General features: G+C 65.2%; 16 protein-coding genes. 5 read left to right on the top strand and 11 right to left on the bottom strand.

Translation table 11 applies throughout. From position 1 onward, the window contains the following. The first annotated feature begins 325 nt into the window (after positions 1 to 325). A complete protein-coding gene (locus tag G5134_RS09330; RefSeq protein ID WP_065017440.1) occupies positions 326 to 1972 on the top strand; it encodes an NAD(P)-binding protein in 1647 nt (548 codons plus the stop codon). Beyond that, positions 1969 to 5544: a pyruvate:ferredoxin (flavodoxin) oxidoreductase gene (gene nifJ, locus G5134_RS09325; protein WP_421231973.1), complete on the top strand. Its 3576-nt coding sequence runs from the start codon at positions 1969 to 1971 to the stop codon at positions 5542 to 5544. Before G5134_RS09330 ends, nifJ begins: the two co-directional genes overlap by 4 nt. Positions 5545 to 5616: 72 nt before the next feature. Here the strand turns inward: nifJ and G5134_RS09320 are convergent, their stop codons facing one another. Then, the gene (locus G5134_RS09320; protein ID WP_065017438.1) at positions 5617 to 8121 is read right to left on the bottom strand and encodes a penicillin acylase family protein; all 2505 of its coding nucleotides are present in this window, start codon (positions 8119 to 8121) and stop codon (positions 5617 to 5619) included. Positions 8122 to 8309: 188 nt separating this feature from the next. Between G5134_RS09320 and G5134_RS09315 the strand changes: the two genes are divergently transcribed. Next, a complete protein-coding gene (locus G5134_RS09315; protein WP_065017437.1) occupies positions 8310 to 9425 on the top strand; it encodes a helix-turn-helix domain-containing protein in 1116 nt (371 codons plus the stop codon). Positions 9426 to 9501: 76 nt separating this feature from the next. Here G5134_RS09315 and G5134_RS09310 read toward each other — a convergent pair whose 3' ends face one another. The 6 genes from G5134_RS09310 to G5134_RS09285 form a co-directional block, all read right to left on the bottom strand. Then, positions 9502 to 9717: a YdcH family protein gene (locus tag G5134_RS09310; RefSeq protein WP_005299061.1), complete on the bottom strand. Its 216-nt coding sequence runs from the start codon at positions 9715 to 9717 to the stop codon at positions 9502 to 9504. A gap of 286 nt (positions 9718 to 10003) precedes the next feature. Further along, positions 10004 to 10594: a hypothetical protein gene (locus tag G5134_RS09305; protein ID WP_017786544.1), complete on the bottom strand. Its 591-nt coding sequence runs from the start codon at positions 10592 to 10594 to the stop codon at positions 10004 to 10006. An 11-nt stretch (positions 10595 to 10605) separates the two neighbouring features. Continuing rightward, positions 10606 to 11952 (bottom strand): MATE family efflux transporter, encoded by a 1347-nt coding sequence (locus G5134_RS09300; protein WP_065017436.1) that lies wholly within the window; start codon positions 11950 to 11952, stop codon positions 10606 to 10608. Positions 11953 to 12097: 145 nt separating this feature from the next. Next, a complete protein-coding gene (locus tag G5134_RS09295; protein WP_065017435.1) occupies positions 12098 to 13921 on the bottom strand; it encodes a SulP family inorganic anion transporter in 1824 nt (607 codons plus the stop codon). Positions 13922 to 13991: 70 nt separating this feature from the next. Next, positions 13992 to 14612 (bottom strand): nucleotidyltransferase family protein, encoded by a 621-nt coding sequence (locus G5134_RS09290; RefSeq protein WP_065017434.1) that lies wholly within the window; start codon positions 14610 to 14612, stop codon positions 13992 to 13994. After that, on the bottom strand, positions 14602 to 14859 hold the full coding sequence (locus G5134_RS09285; protein ID WP_005299077.1) for a GNAT family N-acetyltransferase: 258 nt from the start codon (positions 14857 to 14859) through the stop codon (positions 14602 to 14604). The genes G5134_RS09290 and G5134_RS09285 overlap by 11 nt, the downstream gene beginning before the upstream one ends. A 134-nt stretch (positions 14860 to 14993) precedes the next feature. Here G5134_RS09285 and cysM point away from each other — a divergent pair, with 134 nt between their 5' ends. Then, the gene (cysM, locus tag G5134_RS09280; protein ID WP_065017433.1) at positions 14994 to 15899 is read left to right on the top strand and encodes a cysteine synthase CysM; all 906 of its coding nucleotides are present in this window, start codon (positions 14994 to 14996) and stop codon (positions 15897 to 15899) included. Between the two features lie 165 nt (positions 15900 to 16064). Beyond that, positions 16065 to 16346, top strand: coding sequence for a hypothetical protein (locus tag G5134_RS09275; protein WP_065017432.1), 282 nt, complete (start codon positions 16065 to 16067; stop codon positions 16344 to 16346). Between the two features lie 34 nt (positions 16347 to 16380). Here G5134_RS09275 and G5134_RS09270 read toward each other — a convergent pair whose 3' ends face one another. The 4 genes from G5134_RS09270 to G5134_RS09255 are packed head-to-tail and all read right to left on the bottom strand — an operon-like array spanning position 16381 to position 20121. Further along, on the bottom strand, positions 16381 to 17565 hold the full coding sequence (locus G5134_RS09270) for an iron-containing alcohol dehydrogenase (RefSeq protein ID WP_065017431.1): 1185 nt from the start codon (positions 17563 to 17565) through the stop codon (positions 16381 to 16383). A gap of 16 nt (positions 17566 to 17581) precedes the next feature. Beyond that, positions 17582 to 18097 (bottom strand): SCP2 sterol-binding domain-containing protein, encoded by a 516-nt coding sequence (locus G5134_RS09265; RefSeq protein ID WP_065017430.1) that lies wholly within the window; start codon positions 18095 to 18097, stop codon positions 17582 to 17584. Further along, positions 18078 to 18680, bottom strand: coding sequence for a TetR/AcrR family transcriptional regulator (locus tag G5134_RS09260; protein WP_421231972.1), 603 nt, complete (start codon positions 18678 to 18680; stop codon positions 18078 to 18080). Before G5134_RS09260 ends, G5134_RS09265 begins: the two co-directional genes overlap by 20 nt. A gap of 10 nt (positions 18681 to 18690) precedes the next feature. Then, positions 18691 to 20121 carry a coniferyl aldehyde dehydrogenase gene (locus tag G5134_RS09255; protein WP_065017428.1) on the bottom strand — a complete coding sequence of 477 codons (1431 nt, stop codon included), beginning with the start codon at positions 20119 to 20121 and terminating at the stop codon, positions 18691 to 18693. Positions 20122 to 20182 lie beyond the last annotated feature (61 nt).

Raw genomic sequence — 20182 nt, 5'->3', positions numbered from 1 at the left:
CCCCGTTCCGTGCAGCAATGGTTGCAGGGATGGCGCTCACCCAGGGTGGCCGACGATGCGGTGTCGCTTGCGGGGCGTGAGCCCGAGCGGAGTTCCTGCAGACGGGCAAGATGTTACACGGGTCACGTTGTGCACTCCATACCTCATAAAGTGCAACATTTTTTGATCCTGATCCGTCATTCAGTACAAAAATCAGTCCATTATCGAGTCAGCTTCCAGTTTCTGACGCTTTCGCTTCTTCCCTCTCCGGCCACCGTCCGCTTCGGTTAAACGGTATCAAGTGCATTCGGATGGGGCCTGTCACCCAAAAAGAAGAAAGCAATGTATGAGCAAACAACTGGATATGACCCCACCGCCGGATCTCTCCCAGAAGACGGGAACAGGTCCGGTCCGTACTCGGCTACCCGTTTGGCGGCCGGCCCTGCCACCCTGCAATCATGCCTGCCCGGCTGGCGAGAACATCCAGGCCTGGCTTGCCCTGGCTGAAGCGGGCCGCTTCGAGGCGGCCTGGCAGACTCTCATCGAAGAGAATCCCCTGCCTGCGGTCCACGGGCGGGTCTGCTATCACCCCTGCGAAAGTGCCTGCAACCGGGCCCAGGTGGATGATGCCGTCTCCATTCACGCCATCGAGCGTTTTCTCGGCGACGAAGCGCTGGCCAGGGGCTGGCAGCCTGCAGCCCCCGCGCCCGCCAGCGGCAAGAAGGTACTCATCATAGGTGCCGGCCCCTCCGGCCTCTCCTGCGCCTGGCACCTCAACCGGCTCGGCCATCAGGTGGAGATCCGCGAGGCGGGGCCGCTTGCCGGTGGCATGCTGCGCTTTGGCATTCCCGCTTACCGTCTGCCCCGCGAGGTGCTGGATCGGGAGGTGGCCCGCATCGTCGCTGCCGGGGTGACGTTGACCCTCAATCACAAGGTGGAGGATGTGCTGCGCGAGCGCGACCAGGGGGGCTTTGACGCCGTCTTCATGGCCATCGGCGCTCATCTGGCCAAGCGGATCGACATTCCGGCCCGGGAGGCGGGCAAGATCCTCGATGCGGTGAGCTTCCTCGAACAGGCCAGCCTGGCCGAGGAAAAAGGCTTGCCGCCCCCCAAACTGGGGCGGCGGGTGGCCATCTACGGCGGCGGCAACACCGCCATGGACGCGGCCCGCACCGCCCGTCGTCTCGGGGTGGAGGAGGCGATGATCATCTACCGCCGCGACCGGGATCATATGCCGGCCCACGCCTTCGAGGCCGACGAGGCCGAGGAGGAGGGGATCAAGATCAACTGGTTGCGTACCATCCGTCAGCTCGACAGCACCAGCATCGAGGTGGAGGTGATGGCGCTTGATGAACAGGGCAAGCCGGTGCCCACCGGCCAGTTTGAAACCCTCGAAGCGGACTCCCTCATTCTGGCGCTGGGTCAGGAGGTGGACTTGAGCGTGCTGGAGAGCATCCCCGGCGTGCGGGTCAACCAGGAAGGGGTGGTGCAGGTTGGCGAAAACCTGATGACGGACGTACCGGGCCTCTTTGCCGGCGGTGACATGGTGCCTTCCGAGCGCACCGTCACCATCGCCACCGGCCACGGCAAGAAGGCGGCGCGCCACATGGATGCCTGGCTGCGCGGTCGTCACTACCACAAGCCGCTCTCCTATCCGCTGGTTGGGCCCGAGCAGCTGCAGCTCTGGTTCCAGACCCATGCCCCTGCCAGCAGCCAGCCGGTCAAACCGCCCTCGGCGCGGGACGACTTTGGCGAGATCATCGGCGGACTGGACGAGACGGCGGCCCGCTACGAGGCGGCGCGCTGCTACTCCTGCGGCAACTGCTTCGAGTGCGACGGCTGCTACGGCAGTTGCCCCGAGCAGGCCATCGCCAAGCTGGGGCCGGGTCTGGGGTATCAGGTGGATGCCGAACTCTGCACCGGCTGCGGTGCCTGCCATGACCAGTGTCCCTGCCACGCCATCGAACTGCGCCAACCACAGGAGTCCCTATGAAACACGAACTGATCATGGTTGACGGCAACGAAGCCGCGGCCCGGGTGGCGTATCAGCTGAGCGAAGTGTGTGCCATCTATCCCATCACCCCGAGCTCGACCATGGCCGAACTGGCCGATGCCTGGGCGGCAGAGGGGCAGACCAACCTCTGGGGCAACATCCCTACCGTGGTGGAGATGCAGAGCGAAGGGGGGGCGGCCGGCACGGTGCACGGCGCCCTGCAGGCGGGGGCGCTCGCCACCACCTTCACCGCCAGCCAGGGATTGATGCTGATGCTGCCCAACATGTACAAGATCGCCGGTGAACTGACCTCGGCGGTGTTCCATGTGGCGGCCCGATCCTTGGCGGCGCAGGGGCTGTCGATTTTTGGCGACCATCAGGACGTGATGGCGGCGCGCAGCACCGGCTTTGCCATGCTCGCCTCCGGCTCGGTGCAGGAGGCGCAGGACTTGGCCTTGGTCGCCCACAGCGTCACCCTGCAGTGCCGGGTGCCCTTCATCCACTTCTTCGACGGCTTTCGCACCTCCCACGAGGTGAACAAGATAGTCGCGCTGCACAAAGATGAAATTCGTGCCCTTATCGACAACGACTGGGTGCGCGCCCACCGCGCACGGGCGCTGAACCCGGATCATCCGGTGATGCGTGGCACCGCCCAGAACCCCGACACCTATTTCCAGTCCCGCGAGAGCGTCAACCCCTTCTACGAGGCGGTGCCGGCGCGGGTGCAGCAGTGCATGGAGAGCCTCGGTGAGCTGACCGGCCGCCACTACCGGTTGGTGGAGTATCACGGCGCCCCCGATGCCACCGATGTCATCGTGCTGATGGGCTCGGGGGCGGCCACCGCCCGCACCACCGTGGATTGGCTCAACCGGCAGGATCGCAAGACCGGGGTGCTGGTCATTCGCCTCTATCGCCCCTTCCCGGTGCAGGCGCTGCTCGATGCGCTACCGCAGAGCGTGCGCCGGATGGCGGTGCTGGATCGCACCAAGGAGCCGGGGGCGGGCGGCGAGCCGCTGCTGCTGGATGTGCAGAGCGCCCTCATCGATGGCTTGCAGCGCGGCCTTATCAAGCGGCTGCCCTGGCTCAGTGGCGGTCGCTATGGCCTCTCTTCCAAGGAGTTCACCCCCGCCATGTGTGCGGCTGTGTTCGAGGAGCTGGCATCCGATGCGCCGCGCCCCCGCTTTACCGTGGGAATCGTCGATGACGTGTCGGGCCTCAGTCTGGCCTGGCACCCCATCGGCGATCTGGAGCCTGCCAGCCGGGTGCGGGCGCTCTTCTTCGGCCTCGGTGCCGACGGCACGGTCGGTGCCAACAAGAACAGCATCAAGATCATCGGCGAGCTGGAGGGCTTCCACGCCCAGGGCTACTTCGTCTACGACTCCAAGAAGTCGGGCTCGCGCACCGTCTCCCACCTGCGCTTTGGCCCCGAACCCATAGACGCCCCCTGGCTTATCGAACAGGCGAGTTTTATCGGCTGTCACCAGTGGGGCTTTGTCGAATCGGTCGATCTGCTGGAGTTCGCCGCCGAAGGGGCGACCCTGCTGCTCAATGCCCCCTATGAGCCCGACCGGGTCTGGGCCGAACTGCCCGAGCGGCTGCGCGCCCGCATCCGGGCTCTCGATATCCGCCTCTACTGCATCGACGGGGATAGGGTGGCCGAGCGCAACGGCATGGGCAATCGCATCAACACCATCATGCAGACCTGCTTCTTCGCCCTGGCCGGCATCTTGCCGCGGGACGAGGCGATTGAGCTCATCAAGAAAAGCATCGAGAAGAGCTATGCCCGCAAGGGGCCCGAGGTAGTCGAGCGCAACTTCGCGGCGGTGGACGATACCCTAGCCCACCTCCATCAGGTGGCCATTCCAGCCGGTGAGGAGGTGGCGAGCGACTATCCGTTGCCGCTGGCGCCGGGTGGCAGCGAGTTTGTCCAGCGGGTCACAGGCGAGATGCTGGCGGGGCGCGGCGATCTGATCCCTGTCTCCATGCTGCCGGTAGATGGCACTTACCCGACCGCTACCAGCCGCTTCGAGAAGCGGGATATCGCCCGCGAGATCCCTATCTGGCACTCCGATATCTGCATCCAGTGCGGCAACTGCGTCTTCGTCTGCCCCCACGCGGCGCTGCGGGCCAAGTTCTACCATCAGGACTGGCTGGCGAGCGCTCCCGAGGCCGCCCAGTCGGTGCCCGTCACCGCCAGGGGCTTCCCCGACAGCCGCTACACCTTGCAGCTCTATCCGGAGGATTGCACCGGCTGCGGCCAGTGTGTGCAGGCCTGTCCGGTGCGGGTCGGAGAAGATGAGAGCCATGAGGGCGAGCGTGCCATCGCCATGATGGACAAGGCGCCGCATCTGGCTGGCCAGAAACAGGCGCTGCGCTGGTTCGAGAGCCTGCCGTGGCCGGCCCGCGAGCGGGTGGATTTCTCCACCGTGCGCGGTGCCCAGTTCCTCGAACCCCTGTTCGAGTTCTCCGGTGCCTGCGCCGGCTGTGGCGAGACCCCCTACCTCAAGCTGCTGACCCAGCTGTTTGGCGATCGCATGCTGGTGGCCAACGCCACCGGTTGCTCCTCCATCTACGGCGGCAACCTGCCGACCACCCCCTGGGCCAAGAACGGCGAAGGGAAGGGGCCGGCCTGGTCCAACTCACTGTTCGAGGACAACGCCGAGTTTGGCTTTGGTTTTCGCCTCACCGCCGATCAGCATCACGGTCAGGCGGTGGCGGCCCTCAAAGCGATGAAGGAAGAGCTGGGCGCAGAGCTGGTCGAGTCACTGATTAGCGCACCGCAGCGGCTGGAGTCGGAGATCCGCGCCCAGCGCACCCGTGTCGCGCAAGTGCGCGAGCGGCTGGAAGAGGTGAAGTCCGGCAAGGCCCGCGAGCTGCTCTCGCTCATCGATCAGCTGGTGCGCCGCTCGGTCTGGATCATCGGCGGCGATGGCTGGGCCTATGACATCGGCTCGGCGGGGCTCGATCACGTGCTCGCCTCCGGGCGCGATGTGAACGTGCTGGTGATGGATACCGAGGTCTACTCCAACACCGGCGGCCAGATGTCGAAATCGACCCCGCTCGGTGCCGTCGCCAAGTTTGCGGCGGGGGGCAAGACGCTGGCCAAGAAGGACGTGGCGTTGCAGGCCATCTCCTACGGCAACGTCTATGTTGCTCGCATCGCCTTCGGGGCCAACCCGCAGCAGGCGCTGCAGGCCTTGCGTGAGGCGGAGGCCTATCCGGGCCCGTCGCTCATCATCGCCTACAGCCACTGCATTGCCCATGGCATCGATATGGAGTTTGGCCTGACCCAGCAAAAACGCGCCGTGGCCTCCGGCCACTGGCCGCTGATGCGCTACAACCCGGTATTGCGCAGTGCCGGGCAGAACCCCTTCAGCCTCGACAGCCTGCGCCCCTCCATTCCGCTTGCCGAATATCGGCAGGAGGAGACTCGTTATCGGGTGCTGGCCCAGAGCCATCCGGAAGAAGCGCAGCGGCTGATGCAGGTGGCGCAACAGGTGGCGTGGCAGAAGTGGGCCACCTACGAGGAGATGGCCACCCGCGAGGCCAGCCAGTTCCATCCGCCGGTGTGATGATGGGGCGAAACAGGTATGACGAAGCGGGCCATTGGCCCGCTTTTTTATGGCTGGATAGAGAGGGTTGACTCAGGGGCTGGTGGTACGCAGCACCTTGAGGTGCAGGGTGCGCTCCTGGTGGGCCGCTATCTCCTGCTCGGTGAAGCGCATGGGCTGCCACTGCTGACGGGCGAACTGCTCGGTCTGATCGGTGAAGTGCGGGCTCTCGGGGTCATGGGACTGGCCGTAGCTCAGGAAGCGCTCCGCCTTGGGGCCGGCGTCATCGAACTGCAGGGCCAGCACGAAGCTGGAGCCGTAGTTGGCGCGATAACGCAGCTCGGGCTGGCCGTCACCGTCGTCATCCAGGCTGCGCAGCGTGGTGCCTGCCACGGCCTTGCCGGTCACTATGTTGGCGAGATCCGAGCTGCTGCGCGAAGGCAGGTTGGTCTGCACCATGTTGAACAACCCCTCGAAGGAGTTGCCTCCAGGCAGCGCGATGGGGGTCAGCCCGGCCGCTTTTTGCACGAATTGCAGTGCGCCGAGTTCGGCATCCGGCGCGATACCGGCCGCCTGCAACCGTTGCTGGACCTGGGCCAGCGCCAGCAGGGCCGGGTCTTCATCCGGCGCGCCGCTCCAGGGGGCCAGCCCGCTCGGCGTGGTGGCGCCATGGGCCGGATCGAAGGGGATGGCAAACAGGGCATCCTTGATGTCTCTGTGGCCGCTGGTGCGAAACGCCGTCAACCATTCGCGCATCAGGTGAGCCCCCCGGCTTTCAAGCTGATATCCTCCATCCCAGTTGGCGAGCGCGTTGCAGCTCGGCGTCAAGTCCAGCGGGCCGCTGGTCAGCTGGATCAACGGATGGGCCTGACAACGGGCCAGTAAGGGATCTCTGAGCTCGCGGGCAAACAGGGAGCCGTTGTGGGTCACCACACCTTGCAGTGTCTGCAGGGTAAAGCGGCGATCAGCCCCGGTCAGTCCCATTGCATCGGGCGTGCTGATGAGCTGGGCGTTGTAGCGGGTACGCGGGCTGCGCACCGTCTGCTCCGGCCCGTAGAGAATGGAGTATCCCTCCAGCGGGGCCGCCAGGTTGGTCAGCCAGTGGCTGCTGTTGGCGTTGTAGACGTAGTCGCTGCGACTCAGGCGGGGGGCCTGGCTGAGGGGAACAAGGCCGGGAGCCCGGGTCTGGCCGCTGTCGACCCACTCGAAATCGGGGTCGTTGCCCGGCAGCAGCACGCTGCCCTCGCCATCCAGCCAGATGGGGGCCAGTTGCGGTGTCTGGGAGGCGGCTCGCCACCAGGCCTCTGCCTTGGCGCCGAGGCGGGGTACCTGGGTGGCATCCACATAGCTGGCCTGGCCCGTCTTGTCGATCAGCAGGGTATTGACCCAGGGCACCCCCTGATGCTCGGCCAGCGCCTCGAAGAAGGCCGGGGTGCTTTGGGCCCTGGCCATGGCCAGCCACTGTTCCAGCATCTTGTAGTTGCCGGCGTTGGCATCGCGGAAGCTGATGGCGCTGCTGCTGGTCCAGCCCAGGCTGGGCGAGAGGGAGGCGAGGTTGACCATGGGGCCGAAGTGGCTGGAATAGACGGTCTGGACATGGGGCTGCAGGCTGCCATCGGCCTGGCGGACCTGTACGGTGATCTCTTTCTGGCTCATCTCCCGCCACTGGTCGCCGTAGCGGTAACGCAGCGGATTGGCGGGATCCAGGGTGAGCTGATAGAGGGTGAAACGCTTGGACTGGGAGACGGTGTGGGTCCAGCCCAGCTGCTCGTTGAAGCCGATCAGAATGGCGGGAAAACCCATCATGGTGGCACCGGTCACATTGAGTTTGCCCGGGATCTGCAGGTGCTGTTCAAAGAATCTGAGCTCGCCATCCCAGGGAAAGTGGGGATTGCCGAGCAGCAGGCTGTTGGCGTTGCTGCTGCGATCCGCCCCCAGCGCCCAGCCGTTGCTGCCGATCCCCTCCGAGGTGAGCAGCGAGACGGGATCCAGCGCCGGGGCGGGCAGGGCGGCACGTCCCTGTGCACTGGTAGTGGCGGGGGGCTGGGCGCTGGCCATGGCGCTGATAAAGCTGCGGCCGCTGGCCAGCTGGGCAAGATCCAGGTGATAGGCCAGCAATTGGACCGGGGTGATGGGGTCGACCCACTCGGCCCCGCGGCAGGGGGAGGGGTAGTCCGCCGGACTGGTTCGCCAGGCAAGGGAGTGGTTGAACCCCGCCACATAGCCTTCGACAAGGTCACGGGCATCCGGCGCCAGCTTGCCATACAGGGCCGCGGCCTGGGCAGGCAGGTCGAGGGCGCGATAACCCACGTCGGAGAGCAGGTTGCGCTGCTGCTCCCCCGCGCCCAGCCTGCGGGATTTTTCTCCTCGCAGCTTCATGATCTGCTCGCTCAGGGTGCAGAGGTTCTCTTCGGCATGGGCATAGCCGGCCCCGAAGCCCAGGCTGGCGTAGTCGTTCGCCTTGATGTGGGGAACCCCTTGCTCCGTGTAGGTAAGGGTGACGTCGTAGTGGCGAGCGGGATCCGGCTCGCTGTTGTTCTCCTGACAGCCGGCCAGTACGAGGCAGCCGAGCAGGGGGAGGGGAAAATGGGTTTTCATCCTGGTTCCTTCTGTGGTCCTGACTTGTTATTGTTCTGTTGCTTTTCAGCCGCAGGCGAAGGTATTTAAGCGCAGCCCTTCCGCCCCTGTCGCCTCGCTGGATGGAACCGGTCAATGGTTGGAAAACATAATAAAAACAAGGGTAAACAGGTACGTCTCGATGGAGGCGTACCTGCAGGAGGACGCATATGCAGTGGGAAGAAGTGGCCGCCGTGCTCAGTTTGAGCCTGACCGGCATGTTGCTGCTGGCCACGCTCGGCTGGCTGCGGCGCATGCGGCGGGATGCCGCCGCCGGTTATCTGCTGGCCCTGCTCAGCCTGAGCGGCTTGCAGGCGCTGGAGTATCTCTATCACCAACAGCAGTGGTTTCACCATTGGCCCCATCTGCTCAAGCTGGCTGACCCCCTGGTGGTGATGTTGCCGTTCTGCCTGTATGGCTACATCAGAGCCCTGCAGGGGGAGTCGGTACTCGGTGGCTGGCGTGAGCGGCTGGTGCACTGCTTGCCAGCGCTTCTGGTGATGGGGCTGGCGCTGCCCTATTGGTTGCTGCCGGGGGCCGACAAGGTGAGCTGGATCCTGCTTGGCAAGCAGGGGGATGCGTTGTGGCCCGGGGTGACCCTCTATGGCAACCGCTATCTGGCCTGCATCGCCCTGCTGGGGCTGGCTTACTGGTGGCAGCAGCAGCGCCTTGGGGTGGTCAGCCGCAAGCCGGCGCTGCGGGCCTGGGTGGCTCAGCTGCAGGGGCTGCAACTGCTGGTGGCCTTGCTGTTGCTGGTGCGCATCGCCTTGAGCTGGCTCGGCTGGCCGCTCTCTACCGTCTATCTGCAGGCCCCCGTCACCGCCTATCTGCTGCTGCAGGTGCTGGCCCATGCCAGGCTGCCCCAACAGGGAGGGGCGCCGGAGGGGGGCGTGCGCGAGCGCGTCAATGATGCCGCATCGGAACCGGTACGGGATGAGAGCCTGCGCCCCCTGTTCGAGGCGCTGGAGCGCCAGCTCGGGCGCGGTGCCTATCGGGATCCCGCCCTCTCCCTTGGCAAGCTGGCCGAGGAGTGCGGTCTGAGCCTTCATCAGGCGTCCAGCGCCATCAACGCCTGTTCGGGGGGCAACTTCTACGACTGGCTCAATCGATATCGGGTGGCGGAGGCCAAGCGACTGCTGCAGGAGAGCGACGAGACTGTGGCTACTGTCTGTTACCGGGCCGGGTTCAACAGCAAGTCCACCTTCAACAGTGCTTTTCGCCGCCATACCGGCCAGACGCCGAGCGAGTTTCGACGCCAGGGGGCGCAAGCGGCCGTCGCCTCCTGATGAGCGGCCAACAAAAAGCCCGGCGTCGGGCCGGGCTGGCAGGATAAGTTGCTTATCCAGGTATTCGTCGAGGCGTCTATTGTGGATGTTGTTTGAGGATGTCGTAGATCTCCTCTTTCAGTTTGAGTTTCTGTTTTTTCAGATCCTTCACCTCGGCGCTGTAGTCGCTGGCGTGATGTTTCTCCAACTTTCTAATCTCCACATCCAGGTCGTTATGCAAGTCAAACTTCTTTTGGAAATGGACATCACTGCTCTTCAGTTTCGAGATGAGCTCTCTGTACTCTGGGAACATGTAATGCGGCCTCCTTGGTTTCGTTTGATTGTGCCTGCAAGACCAAACTACCGCGTCCCCTGCGAGATAAATGTGATCCGGCTCCAATTCGGGACCAATGATTTGCTGCATGCGACGGGCGATTTTTAACTATTTGAATCACAAGCTGATAAGGCTTTTATCGGTAAGCGGAGAGTCTGAAAAGTGCCGGATGGATCACAATTGTGACGGCTGGATGACAGCCTGGGGCCGCCGGGCGGGCAGCAAAAAGGGGCGCAGGGCCCCTTCTTGGTAACAGGTGTCGCATCTACTCTTTTTTCTTTTTCTTCTCGGGCAGCGGCTTGCCATCGCGGGCGATCACCTTGCCCACCTCAAAGCCGATTTGCGCCGCCAGCTCTTCCAGATCCGGTGACTTGGCTTCGTTGCCGATGGCGTACTGATAGTTGGCGATGGAGATCTTCTCGGCCACCGGGGTGCCCGGGACTATGGGCTCGCGCCAGCCCTGACCCACATGGGCCACCAGGGTGCCGTTCATGATGAGCTCGCCGACGATCTCCTGGGTGGGAATGCCCTTGCCGTAGGTGAGGCCCTGCGGGTGCTTCTTGCCGACCAGGGGGTCGCTGCTTGCCGGCATCAGCTTGGTGCGGATCAGCCACTTGGGCGACTTGGTCTTGCCCACCGCCTTGCCGGTCTGGTACTCGTTGATCTTGATGGTCTTGATCATCTGGGCCATGAAGTCCTTGGTCAGCGCCTTCTGGGCCTCGCTGGTTTCATCGATGGCGATGGGGGCCACGTACCAGGTCTGGGCCGCCTGCGCCTTGGGGGCGGCGGGGGCGGTTTGCGCCATGGCGAGCGGGCTGAGCAGGATGGCCGCCAACAAGAGTCCTATCTTCTTCATTGTGATTCCGCTTATGTTTCAACAAGAATTTTGTTTTGCCAGCGACGACTGCGCCAGCGCCAGAACATGGCCAGACCGCGCACCCACTCGTCACAGGCGAGCGCCAACCAGATACCGACCAGTCCATAACCCTGCATGATACCAAGGAAATAGGCCAGTGGAACGGCAATTCCCCACATGGAGAGCAGCGCCATGTAGAGCGGGAAACGGGCGTCACCGGTGGCGCGCAGGGCGTTGATCACCACCAGGTTGAAGGTGCGGCCGGGTTCCAGAATGAGGCTTATCAAGAACAGCTGCGCCACCTGGGTGATGATGTCTGCGTCATCGGTGAACAGGCTGATGATGGTGCGGCCGTTGAGGGCGGCGGCGAGGGCGATGAGCGCGGTGACGACGAGCCCCAGCTTCAGGCTCTTCATCAGCTGGGTATAGGCCTGCTCGAAGCGGCGGGCCCCCGCCAGATGGCCGATGATGATTTCGTTGCCAAGGCCGATGGAGAGGCCGAACAGCAGGATGAACAGGCAGATCTGGAAGAAGTAGGACTGGGTCGCCAGCGCCTTGTCGCCGAGCAGGCCGACGAAGGCGGTCACCACCATGAACTGCAGCATCCAGGAGAGGTTCTCCCCGGCGGCCGGCAGGCCGATGTGCAGCACCTTGCCCAGCATCAGCCGGCTGGGTTTGACGATCTCCGGCAGTTTCAGGTGGATGCCGGTCCTGCGCGCCACCAGCCACACCAGCAGCACCACCCCGACGATGCGACCCGCCACCGTGCTGATGGCGACCCCGGCCACCCCGAGCTGGGGCAGGCCGAACCAGCCGTAGAGCAGCAGCAGGTTGCCGACGAAGGTGATGAGGTTGACGGTCAGGGTCACGTACATGGCCTGACGGGTGTGGCCGTGGGCGCGCAGGGTGGCGGCCAGGCAGAGGGCCGCCGCTTCCGGCAGCAGGCACAGGCCGATGATCTGCAGGTAGAGGGTGGCATCGCTCATCAGGTTGGCGGGCAGGTTCATCAGCGCCAGCATGGTACTGGCGCCGGCGATGACGCCGACGGCGGCCACCAGCCCCACCAGCAGGTTGAAACCGATGGCGGTGTGGATGACGACGCGGGCCTTCTCCTTGTCGCCGGCCCCCAGATACTGGGTGATCACCACGCTGGTGCCGATGCTGACGAAGCTGAACAGGGTGATGGCGAGATCGAACACCTGGTTGCCGACCGCGAGCGCCGCCACCCCCTGATAGGAGACGTGACCCACCATGAAGGTGTTGAGGGCCCCGGTCAGAAAGTGCAGGGCGAGATCAATAAACAGGGGCCAGGTCAGGGAGAAGAGAGTGCCCGGACCTGCGTGGGATTGAGTTTGCATGGGGTGTCCAAATACTGGGGATGGCCCTCGTCGGCGCCATCTGGACGGGCATTTAACACCAAGCGGGTGCGAGGCGCAATCGTGGCGGTGGCCAAGAAGGGGGAGAGGCCGCGAGCCCTGCCGCAGGGGCAGGGCTCGCTCGGGATCAGGCAGGGGTGGCGCCCGCCTCCTGTTCGCTTGGCAGGGTGAGGCGCGCTGAATCGGGCAGGGCCTCATCCTGGGGCCAGCGCGACAGGATGGCCTCGGTGGTGCTCTCCACCACCTCGTCATCCTTGAACACCGGCTCGCGGTAGCAGCGGGTCATGCGCAGCGCCTGATACATGTCGGGGCAGAGGATGATCCCCTCGTCGCCGACCCGGATCCCGGCCTGCTTGAGCCACAGGCTCATCTGGCCGTGGCGGCCGGCCATCACCATGTGGATGCCGCGCCGTTTCAAGTCGTGGTGCAGCTCCCCCAGCATGCTCATCACGCTGATGTCCTGGTGGGTGAAGCAGGCCACCGCGTCCACCACCAGGCATTTGGGGCTGTGGGGATCCTGCACCAGCAGCGCCAGCACCCGCCGCTTGAAGTAGGGGGCGTTGAAGTAGGTGAGCGGCGAGTTGAAGCGATAGACCAGGATGCCGGGAATGGCTTTGGCCTGCTCGTTGTCCCCCAGGGTGCGCACCACCCCCTCGTCGTCCATGCCGAGCAGCTGGTCGGTGGGGCGCATCACGTTGCGCAGGAACTGGAACAGCCCCAGCAGCACCGCGAGGGTGATGCCCGGAATGACCCCCATGGCCAGCACGCTGACAAAGGTGATGAGCGCCAGCCAGAAGGCGGAGCGGTCGGAGTTGCGCAGGGCCCACAGGCCGCGAAAGTCGGTGAGGGACAAGGAGGCCATCACCAGCACCACGCCGAGGGCGGCGGTAGGGATGTATTGCAGCGGCGCCGTCAGGTAGAAGGTGACCAGGGCGATGACGGCGGCGGCGATGATGGAGACCAGCTGGCTCTTGCCGCCGTTGGCATCGTTGACCGCGGTGCGCGAATCCGCGCCGCTGATGGCAAAGCCCTGGGAGGCTGCCGCCGCCAGATTGGCCATGCCCAGCGCCCGGAACTCCTTGTCCGCATCGATCTCGTAGCCGTTCTTGGCGGCGAAGCTGCGGGCGGTCAGCATCATGGAGACGAAGCTCACCATGGCGAGGTTGAGCGCCGGCAGCACCAGCTCCCGCATCAGACCGGGGGGAAACTCCGGCAGCTGGAAGGCGGGCAGGCCCGAGCCGATGGCGCCCAGGGTGGCGATGCCGAACCGGCCGAGATCGAGCGCCCACACCAGTCCCGCCGTCACCACCATGGCCACCATGGAGGAGGGCCAGGCCGGTTTGAAGCGTTTGGCCAGCAGCAGGGTGAGCAGGGCGGTCAGGCTCATGGCCAGGGTGGGCAGATGGGTTTGGGTGATGTAGCTGGCACCGCCGGCGATCCGCTCGATGAGGTAGCGTTCGCTGAAGGTGAAGCCGAAGATCTTGGAGAGCTGGCCCACCATGATGGTGATGGCTACCCCGTTGAGCAGCCCCATCAGGATCGGGCGGGAGAGAAAGTCCGCCAGCACCCCCAGCTTGAAGCGGCTGGCAATGAGACACCAGAAGCCGGTCATGGCGGTCATGGTCATCACCAGCTGCCAGTGGCGGGTGGCATCCCCGGCGGCGAGCGGGGTCACCACGGCGGCGATCACCGCGCAGGTGGCGGCGTCCGGGCCGACGATGAGCTGGCGGGAGGTACCGAACAGGGCGTACACCAGCATGGGCAGGATACAGGAGTAGAGGCCGACCAGCGGCCCCACCCCGGCCAGCTCCGCATAGGCGATGGCCACGGGCAGAGCCACGGCGGCCACCGACAATCCAGCGCGCATATCCGGCATCAGCCAGGCCCGCTGGTATTGCAGCAGGGCGGCGAGGCCCGGTAGCCAGCGTTCGAGTGAGAAGAAGTCGCGCATTATTTAACCCATTGAGTTACAAACAGCTTTTCCTTAGTGTGCCCAAGGTTATCGAAACATTGCAATCAGGTTATGGCCAGTTCACCACCAGGTCAGGCCACAGCCGTTGCCACTCCTTGGCCTTGACCCGCTCGGTAAAGACCCGGCTCTCCTGGCGGCAGCGCGGGTTGGGATCCACCTGCAGGGACCAGTTGGGGGCAAAGCCGTAGGGGGCCAGCCATTCGAATGAGTCGTCTGCCAGCAGCCGGACCCCGATGCAGGTGGGCACCTCCACCCAGTGGCTGAGGGCCGAGAGCGAGCTGGTAAACGGGGGAACTTGCTGGCGCAGATGCATGCGGGCCTGGTTGCGCACCTCCCACTGCTGGCCCGGCATCCTGACGGCAAGCCAGGCTTCGTGATCGGCCTCCGCCAACCCATCCGGGTCGGCGCTATCCAGATAGATAAGATCGATGTCGTTGAGGGCGGTCGGCGTCGATTTGTGGTGCAGATGATCCCAGATGAGGTTGCGGATAAAACCGGCCCCCAGCGCCCAGTCGGGCAGTGCCAGTTCACGGGCAGCCCAGAGGCAATCCATGCGCAGGTCATCGGCCCGCAGCAGGGCTTCGGTTTGCGCCTGCAGGTCGGCTTCCCGGGCGCCCGGGCGAAGGTTGAACGCTTGCGTGTGGTGACGCGTCTGGGGGTCAGCCGGCATTGCGGCGCAACCAGACGTCGATGTAGCTGCAGCTCGGTACTATGGTGAGCCCTTCCGCCTGGGTCCAGTCGTAGAAGGTGCGAGCCAGCTGATCGGCGATCCCCTGCACCCTGAGCTCGGGCGGGACGAAGGTGCTGTAGGCGTCGATGGTCTTAGCGTCGAGCCGCCGGTAACGCAGTCTGGACTCCTTGCCATCCACCACACAGATGAATTGCTGCTGGTTGGCCTGATGAATGATCTCGCTCATGCTTGCTCCTCGGTACGGGGGATGGGGTTATCTGACCATGTCGGCGCCCCTTTGCCAACTGTTCGGGGTCGCTTACACTGCGAGCCCGGCCGGGTACATACCCGCTAGCCAAGGTATAGAACAGTTCACGAAGGATGGATCCCATTATGGCTTTTGCCACGCTGGAAGAGTTGATCGGCAATACCCCCCTGCTGGCGCTGCGTCGCATCAATCCCCACCCCGGTGTCACCCTGCTGGTCAAGCTGGAGGGCAACAACCCGGCCGGCTCGGTCAAGGACAGGCCGGCGCTGAACCTCATCAAGTGCGCGGAGGCGAGCGGTCACTTAGCGCCTGGGGCCCGCCTCATCGAGGCGACCTCCGGCAACACCGGCATCGCGCTGGCCATGGTGGCGGCGGCGCGGGGCTACCGGATGCGGCTCATCATGCCAAATACCATGAGCCAGGAGCGGCGCGATGCCATGCAGGCCTACGGCGCCGAGCTGGTGCTGGTGGAGGGGGGCATGGAGGCGGCGCGCGACCTCGCCCTGGCGATGCAGGCGCGGGGCGAGGGGCTGGTGCTCGATCAGTTCAACAACCCGGCCAACCCGGATGCCCATTACCTCTCCACCGGCCCCGAGATCTGGCGCCAGAGCGAGGGGGCGGTCACTCACTTCGTCTCGGCCATGGGCACCACGGGCACCATCATGGGGGTCTCCCGCTACCTCAAGGAGCAGAACCCGGCAGTGCAGGTGATCGGCCTGCAACCGGCCGAGGAGAGCCAGATCCCCGGCATCCGGCGCTGGCCGGTGGCCTACCTGCCCGCCATTTTCGAACCCGCCCGGGTCGACCGGGTGCTGGACGTCACGCTCGACGAGTCCCTCGCCATGATGCGCCGGCTGGCGCGGGAGGAGGGGATTTGCTGCGGAGTCAGCTCGGGCGGCGCCGTGGCTGGCGCCCTGCGGGTGGCGGCAGAGATCAGACAGGGGGTGGTGGTGGCCATCATCTGCGATCGGGGGGATCGCTACCTCTCCACCGGGGTGTTCAGCGACGAGCAGGGGTGAGAGCCCAGGTCGGCGTGCTGATTAACATGATATGTATCAATAGCTTGCTGATACATCGCACTGTGTACCGCTTGTAACAATCAAGCCTGCTGGCAGGCTTGATTCCATTTGCCTCCTGTTTGACACTCGGCCTCTTTTGTTGACCGCTGCAAGCAGGAGCGTCCCATGATCTTGCCTTCCTCTCTTCGTGTTTCTCTGCTTGGCCTCTGTCTGGCTACGGCAGGCTGCACCGTCGAACCCTATGCCTATCAGTGTGGCGACAAGCAGTGCTCGGTGACCGATCACAAGGGGCAGAAACAGGAGCGGCCGCAGGACGAGGTGAAACCCGTCTGGGAGCGCAAGCAGAAGCGGGAAGAGGCAGTGCGCCGCAACAAGGAGTCCATCTGGCGCGAGAAGACGCCCGAAGATGGCGGCAACTACGGCGCCGGCGCCACCATCCGCTGGTAACAGGTGGCCCCACAAGGCGGGGCCGCCTGCCTGATCACTCCCAGGCCTGCTCCAGCAGGGTCAGCAGCTGGGCCCGGTCGGCATCCTTGCGGTTGTAGAGCAGGGCGCCGTCGTTGATGGCGAGATCGCGGATCTCGGGCAGCAGCGCCTTGTCGGTGAGACCCGCCTCCCGCAGGGTGCGTGGCAGCTTCACCGTCTCCCACAGGGTATTGCGCAGCGCCTGTAGCGCCTCGATGGCGGCCTGGGGCCGCACGGCGGCCGGGGTCGCGGCAAAGCGCTCGGCCCCCACCAGCGGCAGCAGCAGGCGGGCCAGCTCGGGGTCTATGCCCGGCCGGTTGTAGTCGAGCACGGTGGGCAGGAAGAGGTTCATGCACAGGCCGTGGGGCAGATGACAGCGGGCTCCCAGGCTGTGACCGAGGGCGTGCACCAGCCCCACCATGGAGTTGGAGAAGGCCATGCCCGCCAGGGTGGAGCCCTCCGCCAGCTGCAGCCGCAACTGCTTGTCCTGCGGGTTGCTGAGTACCTGGGGCAGGGCGTTGGCGATCTTCTCCACCGCCATCAGGGCCAGGGCGTCGCTGACCGGGTTCTTGGCCGTGCCGATGAAGGCCTCGATGGCGTGGGTCATGGCATCCATGGCGGTGGCGGCGGTGATGTTGAGCGGCAACCCCTGGGTGAGACGCGGATCCAGCACCGCCAGCTGGGGCAGCAGGAAGGGGGAGGTAAAGGGCACTTTGCGCCCGCTCGCCTCGTCCTTGATCACCGCCACCAGGGTCACCTCCGAGCCGGTGCCCGCCGTGGTGGGCACCACCGCCAGCGGCTGCAGCGGCCGGGTCAGGCAGCCGGCGCCGGCGTAATCGAGCAGCCGATCCCCCCCCATGGAGGCGAGGATGTTGACCGCCTTGGCGGTGTCGATGACGGAGCCCCCCCCCAGCGCCACCAGGCTGTCACAGCCAAGCTCCCGGTGATGGGCCGCGATCCGCTCCACTACGGCGGTGGAGGAGTCGGCCGGGATCTCGTCCCAGATGGCGGCCACCGGCAGCTCACCCTCGGCCAGCACCCCGGCCAGCAAGGTAGCCAGCCCGGTGCCGCTGACCCCTTTGTCGGTGAGCAGCAGCGGCCGGCGCGCCCCCAATCCCGCCAGCTCGCCGGCCAGTTGCTCCAGCGCCTGCTCACCCGCGATCAGTTTGACCGGACAGAAAAAATCGTAATAGCGACTCATAGGCTCATCCTCTCGTTCAGCCGGTCAACAGACCCAGGTAGATGTGGCAGGCCCGGCTCAGCTTGTGGCGCGGGTCAGGATAGTGGCGCAGCAAGGGGCGGGCGATGAAGGCCGGCAGGATCAGCGCCTGCAACTGCTCCAGCGCGCGCACCAGGTGCATGGCGACGGTGAGATCCCCCTCCACCAGCAGGCGGTTCTCGCTGAACGCCTGATTGACCCCGAGCCGAAAGCTGAGGGCGCGAAAGGCGATGGCGGGATGCTTGAAGCGCACCCGCAGCGGGTGCAGAGCGCCGGCATCGGGGGCGGGGCCGTTCTGCCAGCGGCCGTTTGCCTTGTGAATGGTCAAGCCCTGGGCCATGCCGCCTACCTCCAGCCGGATGGTGAGCCCGTCCGGCAGAGGGGCCAGCTCCCGGCGCACCGCCTCATCGACCCGGGCAGCGCGGCACAGGGTGCGGCCTATGATCCAGAGCAGGCTGGTTATCCAGAGCCGGCGGCCCAGCGCCGCCAGGGTATCAAGGTGTCGGTTGTGCATCAGCGTGAGCTCCCGAGATGGCGGACCAGAACAGGGCGAAGGCACTGGCTTGCCAGTGAGCGTCCCGTCCCAGTTCAGGTTGGTCGACAAACAGGGAGGCGCAGGCCAGGAACTGGCCCTGGCACACCTCCAGCATCAGGGCCGGTGGGGCTTGCATCAAGTCGCCGCTGGCCTGGCCCTGGGCCAGCAGGCGGGGTAAAAAGCGAAGGCTGTCGCTCAGGATCTGGCTGCGCAGCGGGCGAGCCAGCAGGGGGGAGTGGAAGAAACCCAGCACGAACTTGAGCTCGTGGGGGTGGGCCTGCATCCAGGCCATCGCCTGGCTCCAGTAGTGGTGCGCCTGCTCCTTGAGGGGCAGGGTGGCGTCTGCCTCTGTGATGGCGGCGCCGAGGCGCAGCTTGATGTCCTGATAGAGGCTCTGGATCAGCACCTCCTTGCTGGGAAAGTGGTGAAACAGGGTGCCATTGGCCACCCCGGCCGCCTTGGCGATGCGGGCGGTGGCGGCCCCCTGCAAACCATCTTCGGCACAGAGGGCAAGGGCGGCATCCAGGATCTGGCGACGCTTGTCGGTCACGGGCGTATTCATATTTGTCTCGTCAACGTAAGAACAGGGCCATCATCAGCCGCTGGTGCCAGCGCCGATAGGGAGGGTGCACCATGGTGCCGGTGCTGAAGCGCCCCCGGCTCAGCACGGTCTTGGCCTTGGAGAAAGTGAGAAACCCCTCGTGGCCGTGGTAGTGGCCCATGCCGGAGGCGCCGATGCCGCCGAAGGGCACGTCATCGGCCGCCACCTGGAACAGACTGTCGTTGATGGCCATGCCGCCGGAGTGGGTCTCCTGGATCACCTTGTGCTGCAGGGCGGGATCCAGGCTCATCAGGTAGAAGGCGAGCGGGCGGGGCCGGGCGGCTATGTAGGCGAGCGCCTCGTCCAGCGAGTCATAGGGCACGATCGGCAGCAGCGGGCCGAAGATCTCCTGCTGCATCAGCTGGCAGTGGCTGGGCACCTCGGTCAGCAGATGGGGCAGCAGGCGATGGGCGCCATCGTCGCGGGCCGGGCTGCCACAGGGGTGGATCTGGGCGCCAGCTCGCTCCGCTTCGGCCAGCCAGCCGGTGAGCCGTTCATATTGGCGAGCGTTGATGATGGAGCCGTAATCCGCGCTGGCCAGCCCCTGGGGATAGAGACGGGCGAAGTGATCGCGATAGGCTTCGACAAAGGCCTGCTCCTGACCGCGCGGCAGCAGCACATAGTCGGGGGCGACGCAGATCTGGCCGGCGTTGAGGCTCTTGCCGAAGATCATCCGCTCCACCGCCAGCGCCAGCGGCATGTCGGGGGCGATGAGGCAGGGGCTCTTGCCGCCGAGCTCCAAAGTGAGGGGGGTGAGCTGGGGGGCCGCCGCGGCCATCACCAGCCGGCCCACCGCGGTGGAGCCGGTAAACAGCAGGTGATCGAAGGGCAGGGCGCTGAAGGCGGCTGCGACCTGGGCGTCGCCTTCAATCACCATTACCTCGCGCTCGTCGAAGACGCCATCCAGCAGCTCGCGCAGCACCCGGTTGGTGTGTGGGGTGAACTCGGAGAGCTTCAGCATGGCGCGGTTGCCGGCGGCGATGGCGCTGATGAGGGGGCCGAGGCTCAGCATCACCGGGAAATTCCAGGGCACTATGATGCCGACCACTCCGAGCGGCTGATAGAACACCTCCACCCGGGCCGGCGCCAGCAGCAGGCCGGTGTGGCGGCGGTGCGGGCGCATCCAGCGCTTGATCCGTTTCTGGGTATAGTTGATCTGCATGACGCAGGGGAGGATGTCGGCAATCATGCTGTCGTAGTCGCTGCGCTGGCCATAGTCTTTGGCCAAGGCGTCGCACAGCGGTTGCTTGTGGGCGATCAGGGCGCGCTTGAGCTGGCTGAGATGGGCTCTGCGCTCGCTCAGGCTCGGCATGGGATTTTGCTGACAGGCCTCTCTGAGTTTGGCCAGTCTGGCCGGGAGCGACAACTTGTCGGCGGCCTCCTGCAACTGCATCGCTTCCATGACATACCCCGCTGATAAATGGACCGACTGATTGGTCGGTCTAAATCTAGCTGCGTGTTAA

Source organism: Aeromonas sp. 600276 (genome assembly GCF_049175815.1).
Classification (GTDB): Bacteria; Pseudomonadota; Gammaproteobacteria; order Enterobacterales; family Aeromonadaceae; genus Aeromonas; species Aeromonas dhakensis.
Note: the sequence above shows the minus strand (reverse complement) of the source record. Positions and strands in the feature narration are given on the sequence as shown.

Excerpts from the sequence above, each read along its gene's own strand:
- G5134_RS09330 (WP_065017440.1), top strand. The coding sequence starts at position 326 with ATGAGCAAACAACTGGATATGACCCCACCGCCGGATCTCTCCCAGAAG.
- nifJ (WP_421231973.1), top strand. The coding sequence starts at position 1,969 with ATGAAACACGAACTGATCATGGTTGACGGCAACGAAGCCGCGGCCCGG.
- G5134_RS09320 (WP_065017438.1), bottom strand. The coding sequence starts at position 8,121 with ATGAAAACCCATTTTCCCCTCCCCCTGCTCGGCTGCCTCGTACTGGCC.
- G5134_RS09315 (WP_065017437.1), top strand. The coding sequence starts at position 8,310 with ATGCAGTGGGAAGAAGTGGCCGCCGTGCTCAGTTTGAGCCTGACCGGC.
- G5134_RS09310 (WP_005299061.1), bottom strand. The coding sequence starts at position 9,717 with ATGTTCCCAGAGTACAGAGAGCTCATCTCGAAACTGAAGAGCAGTGAT.
- G5134_RS09305 (WP_017786544.1), bottom strand. The coding sequence starts at position 10,594 with ATGAAGAAGATAGGACTCTTGTTGGCGGCCATCCTGCTCAGCCCGCTC.
- G5134_RS09300 (WP_065017436.1), bottom strand. The coding sequence starts at position 11,952 with ATGCAAACTCAATCCCACGCAGGTCCGGGCACTCTCTTCTCCCTGACC.
- G5134_RS09295 (WP_065017435.1), bottom strand. The coding sequence starts at position 13,921 with ATGCGCGACTTCTTCTCACTCGAACGCTGGCTACCGGGCCTCGCCGCC.
- G5134_RS09290 (WP_065017434.1), bottom strand. The coding sequence starts at position 14,612 with ATGCCGGCTGACCCCCAGACGCGTCACCACACGCAAGCGTTCAACCTT.
- G5134_RS09285 (WP_005299077.1), bottom strand. The coding sequence starts at position 14,859 with ATGAGCGAGATCATTCATCAGGCCAACCAGCAGCAATTCATCTGTGTG.
- cysM (WP_065017433.1), top strand. The coding sequence starts at position 14,994 with ATGGATCCCATTATGGCTTTTGCCACGCTGGAAGAGTTGATCGGCAAT.
- G5134_RS09275 (WP_065017432.1), top strand. The coding sequence starts at position 16,065 with ATGATCTTGCCTTCCTCTCTTCGTGTTTCTCTGCTTGGCCTCTGTCTG.
- G5134_RS09270 (WP_065017431.1), bottom strand. The coding sequence starts at position 17,565 with ATGAGTCGCTATTACGATTTTTTCTGTCCGGTCAAACTGATCGCGGGT.
- G5134_RS09265 (WP_065017430.1), bottom strand. The coding sequence starts at position 18,097 with ATGCACAACCGACACCTTGATACCCTGGCGGCGCTGGGCCGCCGGCTC.
- G5134_RS09260 (WP_421231972.1), bottom strand. The coding sequence starts at position 18,680 with ATGAATACGCCCGTGACCGACAAGCGTCGCCAGATCCTGGATGCCGCC.
- G5134_RS09255 (WP_065017428.1), bottom strand. The coding sequence starts at position 20,121 with ATGGAAGCGATGCAGTTGCAGGAGGCCGCCGACAAGTTGTCGCTCCCG.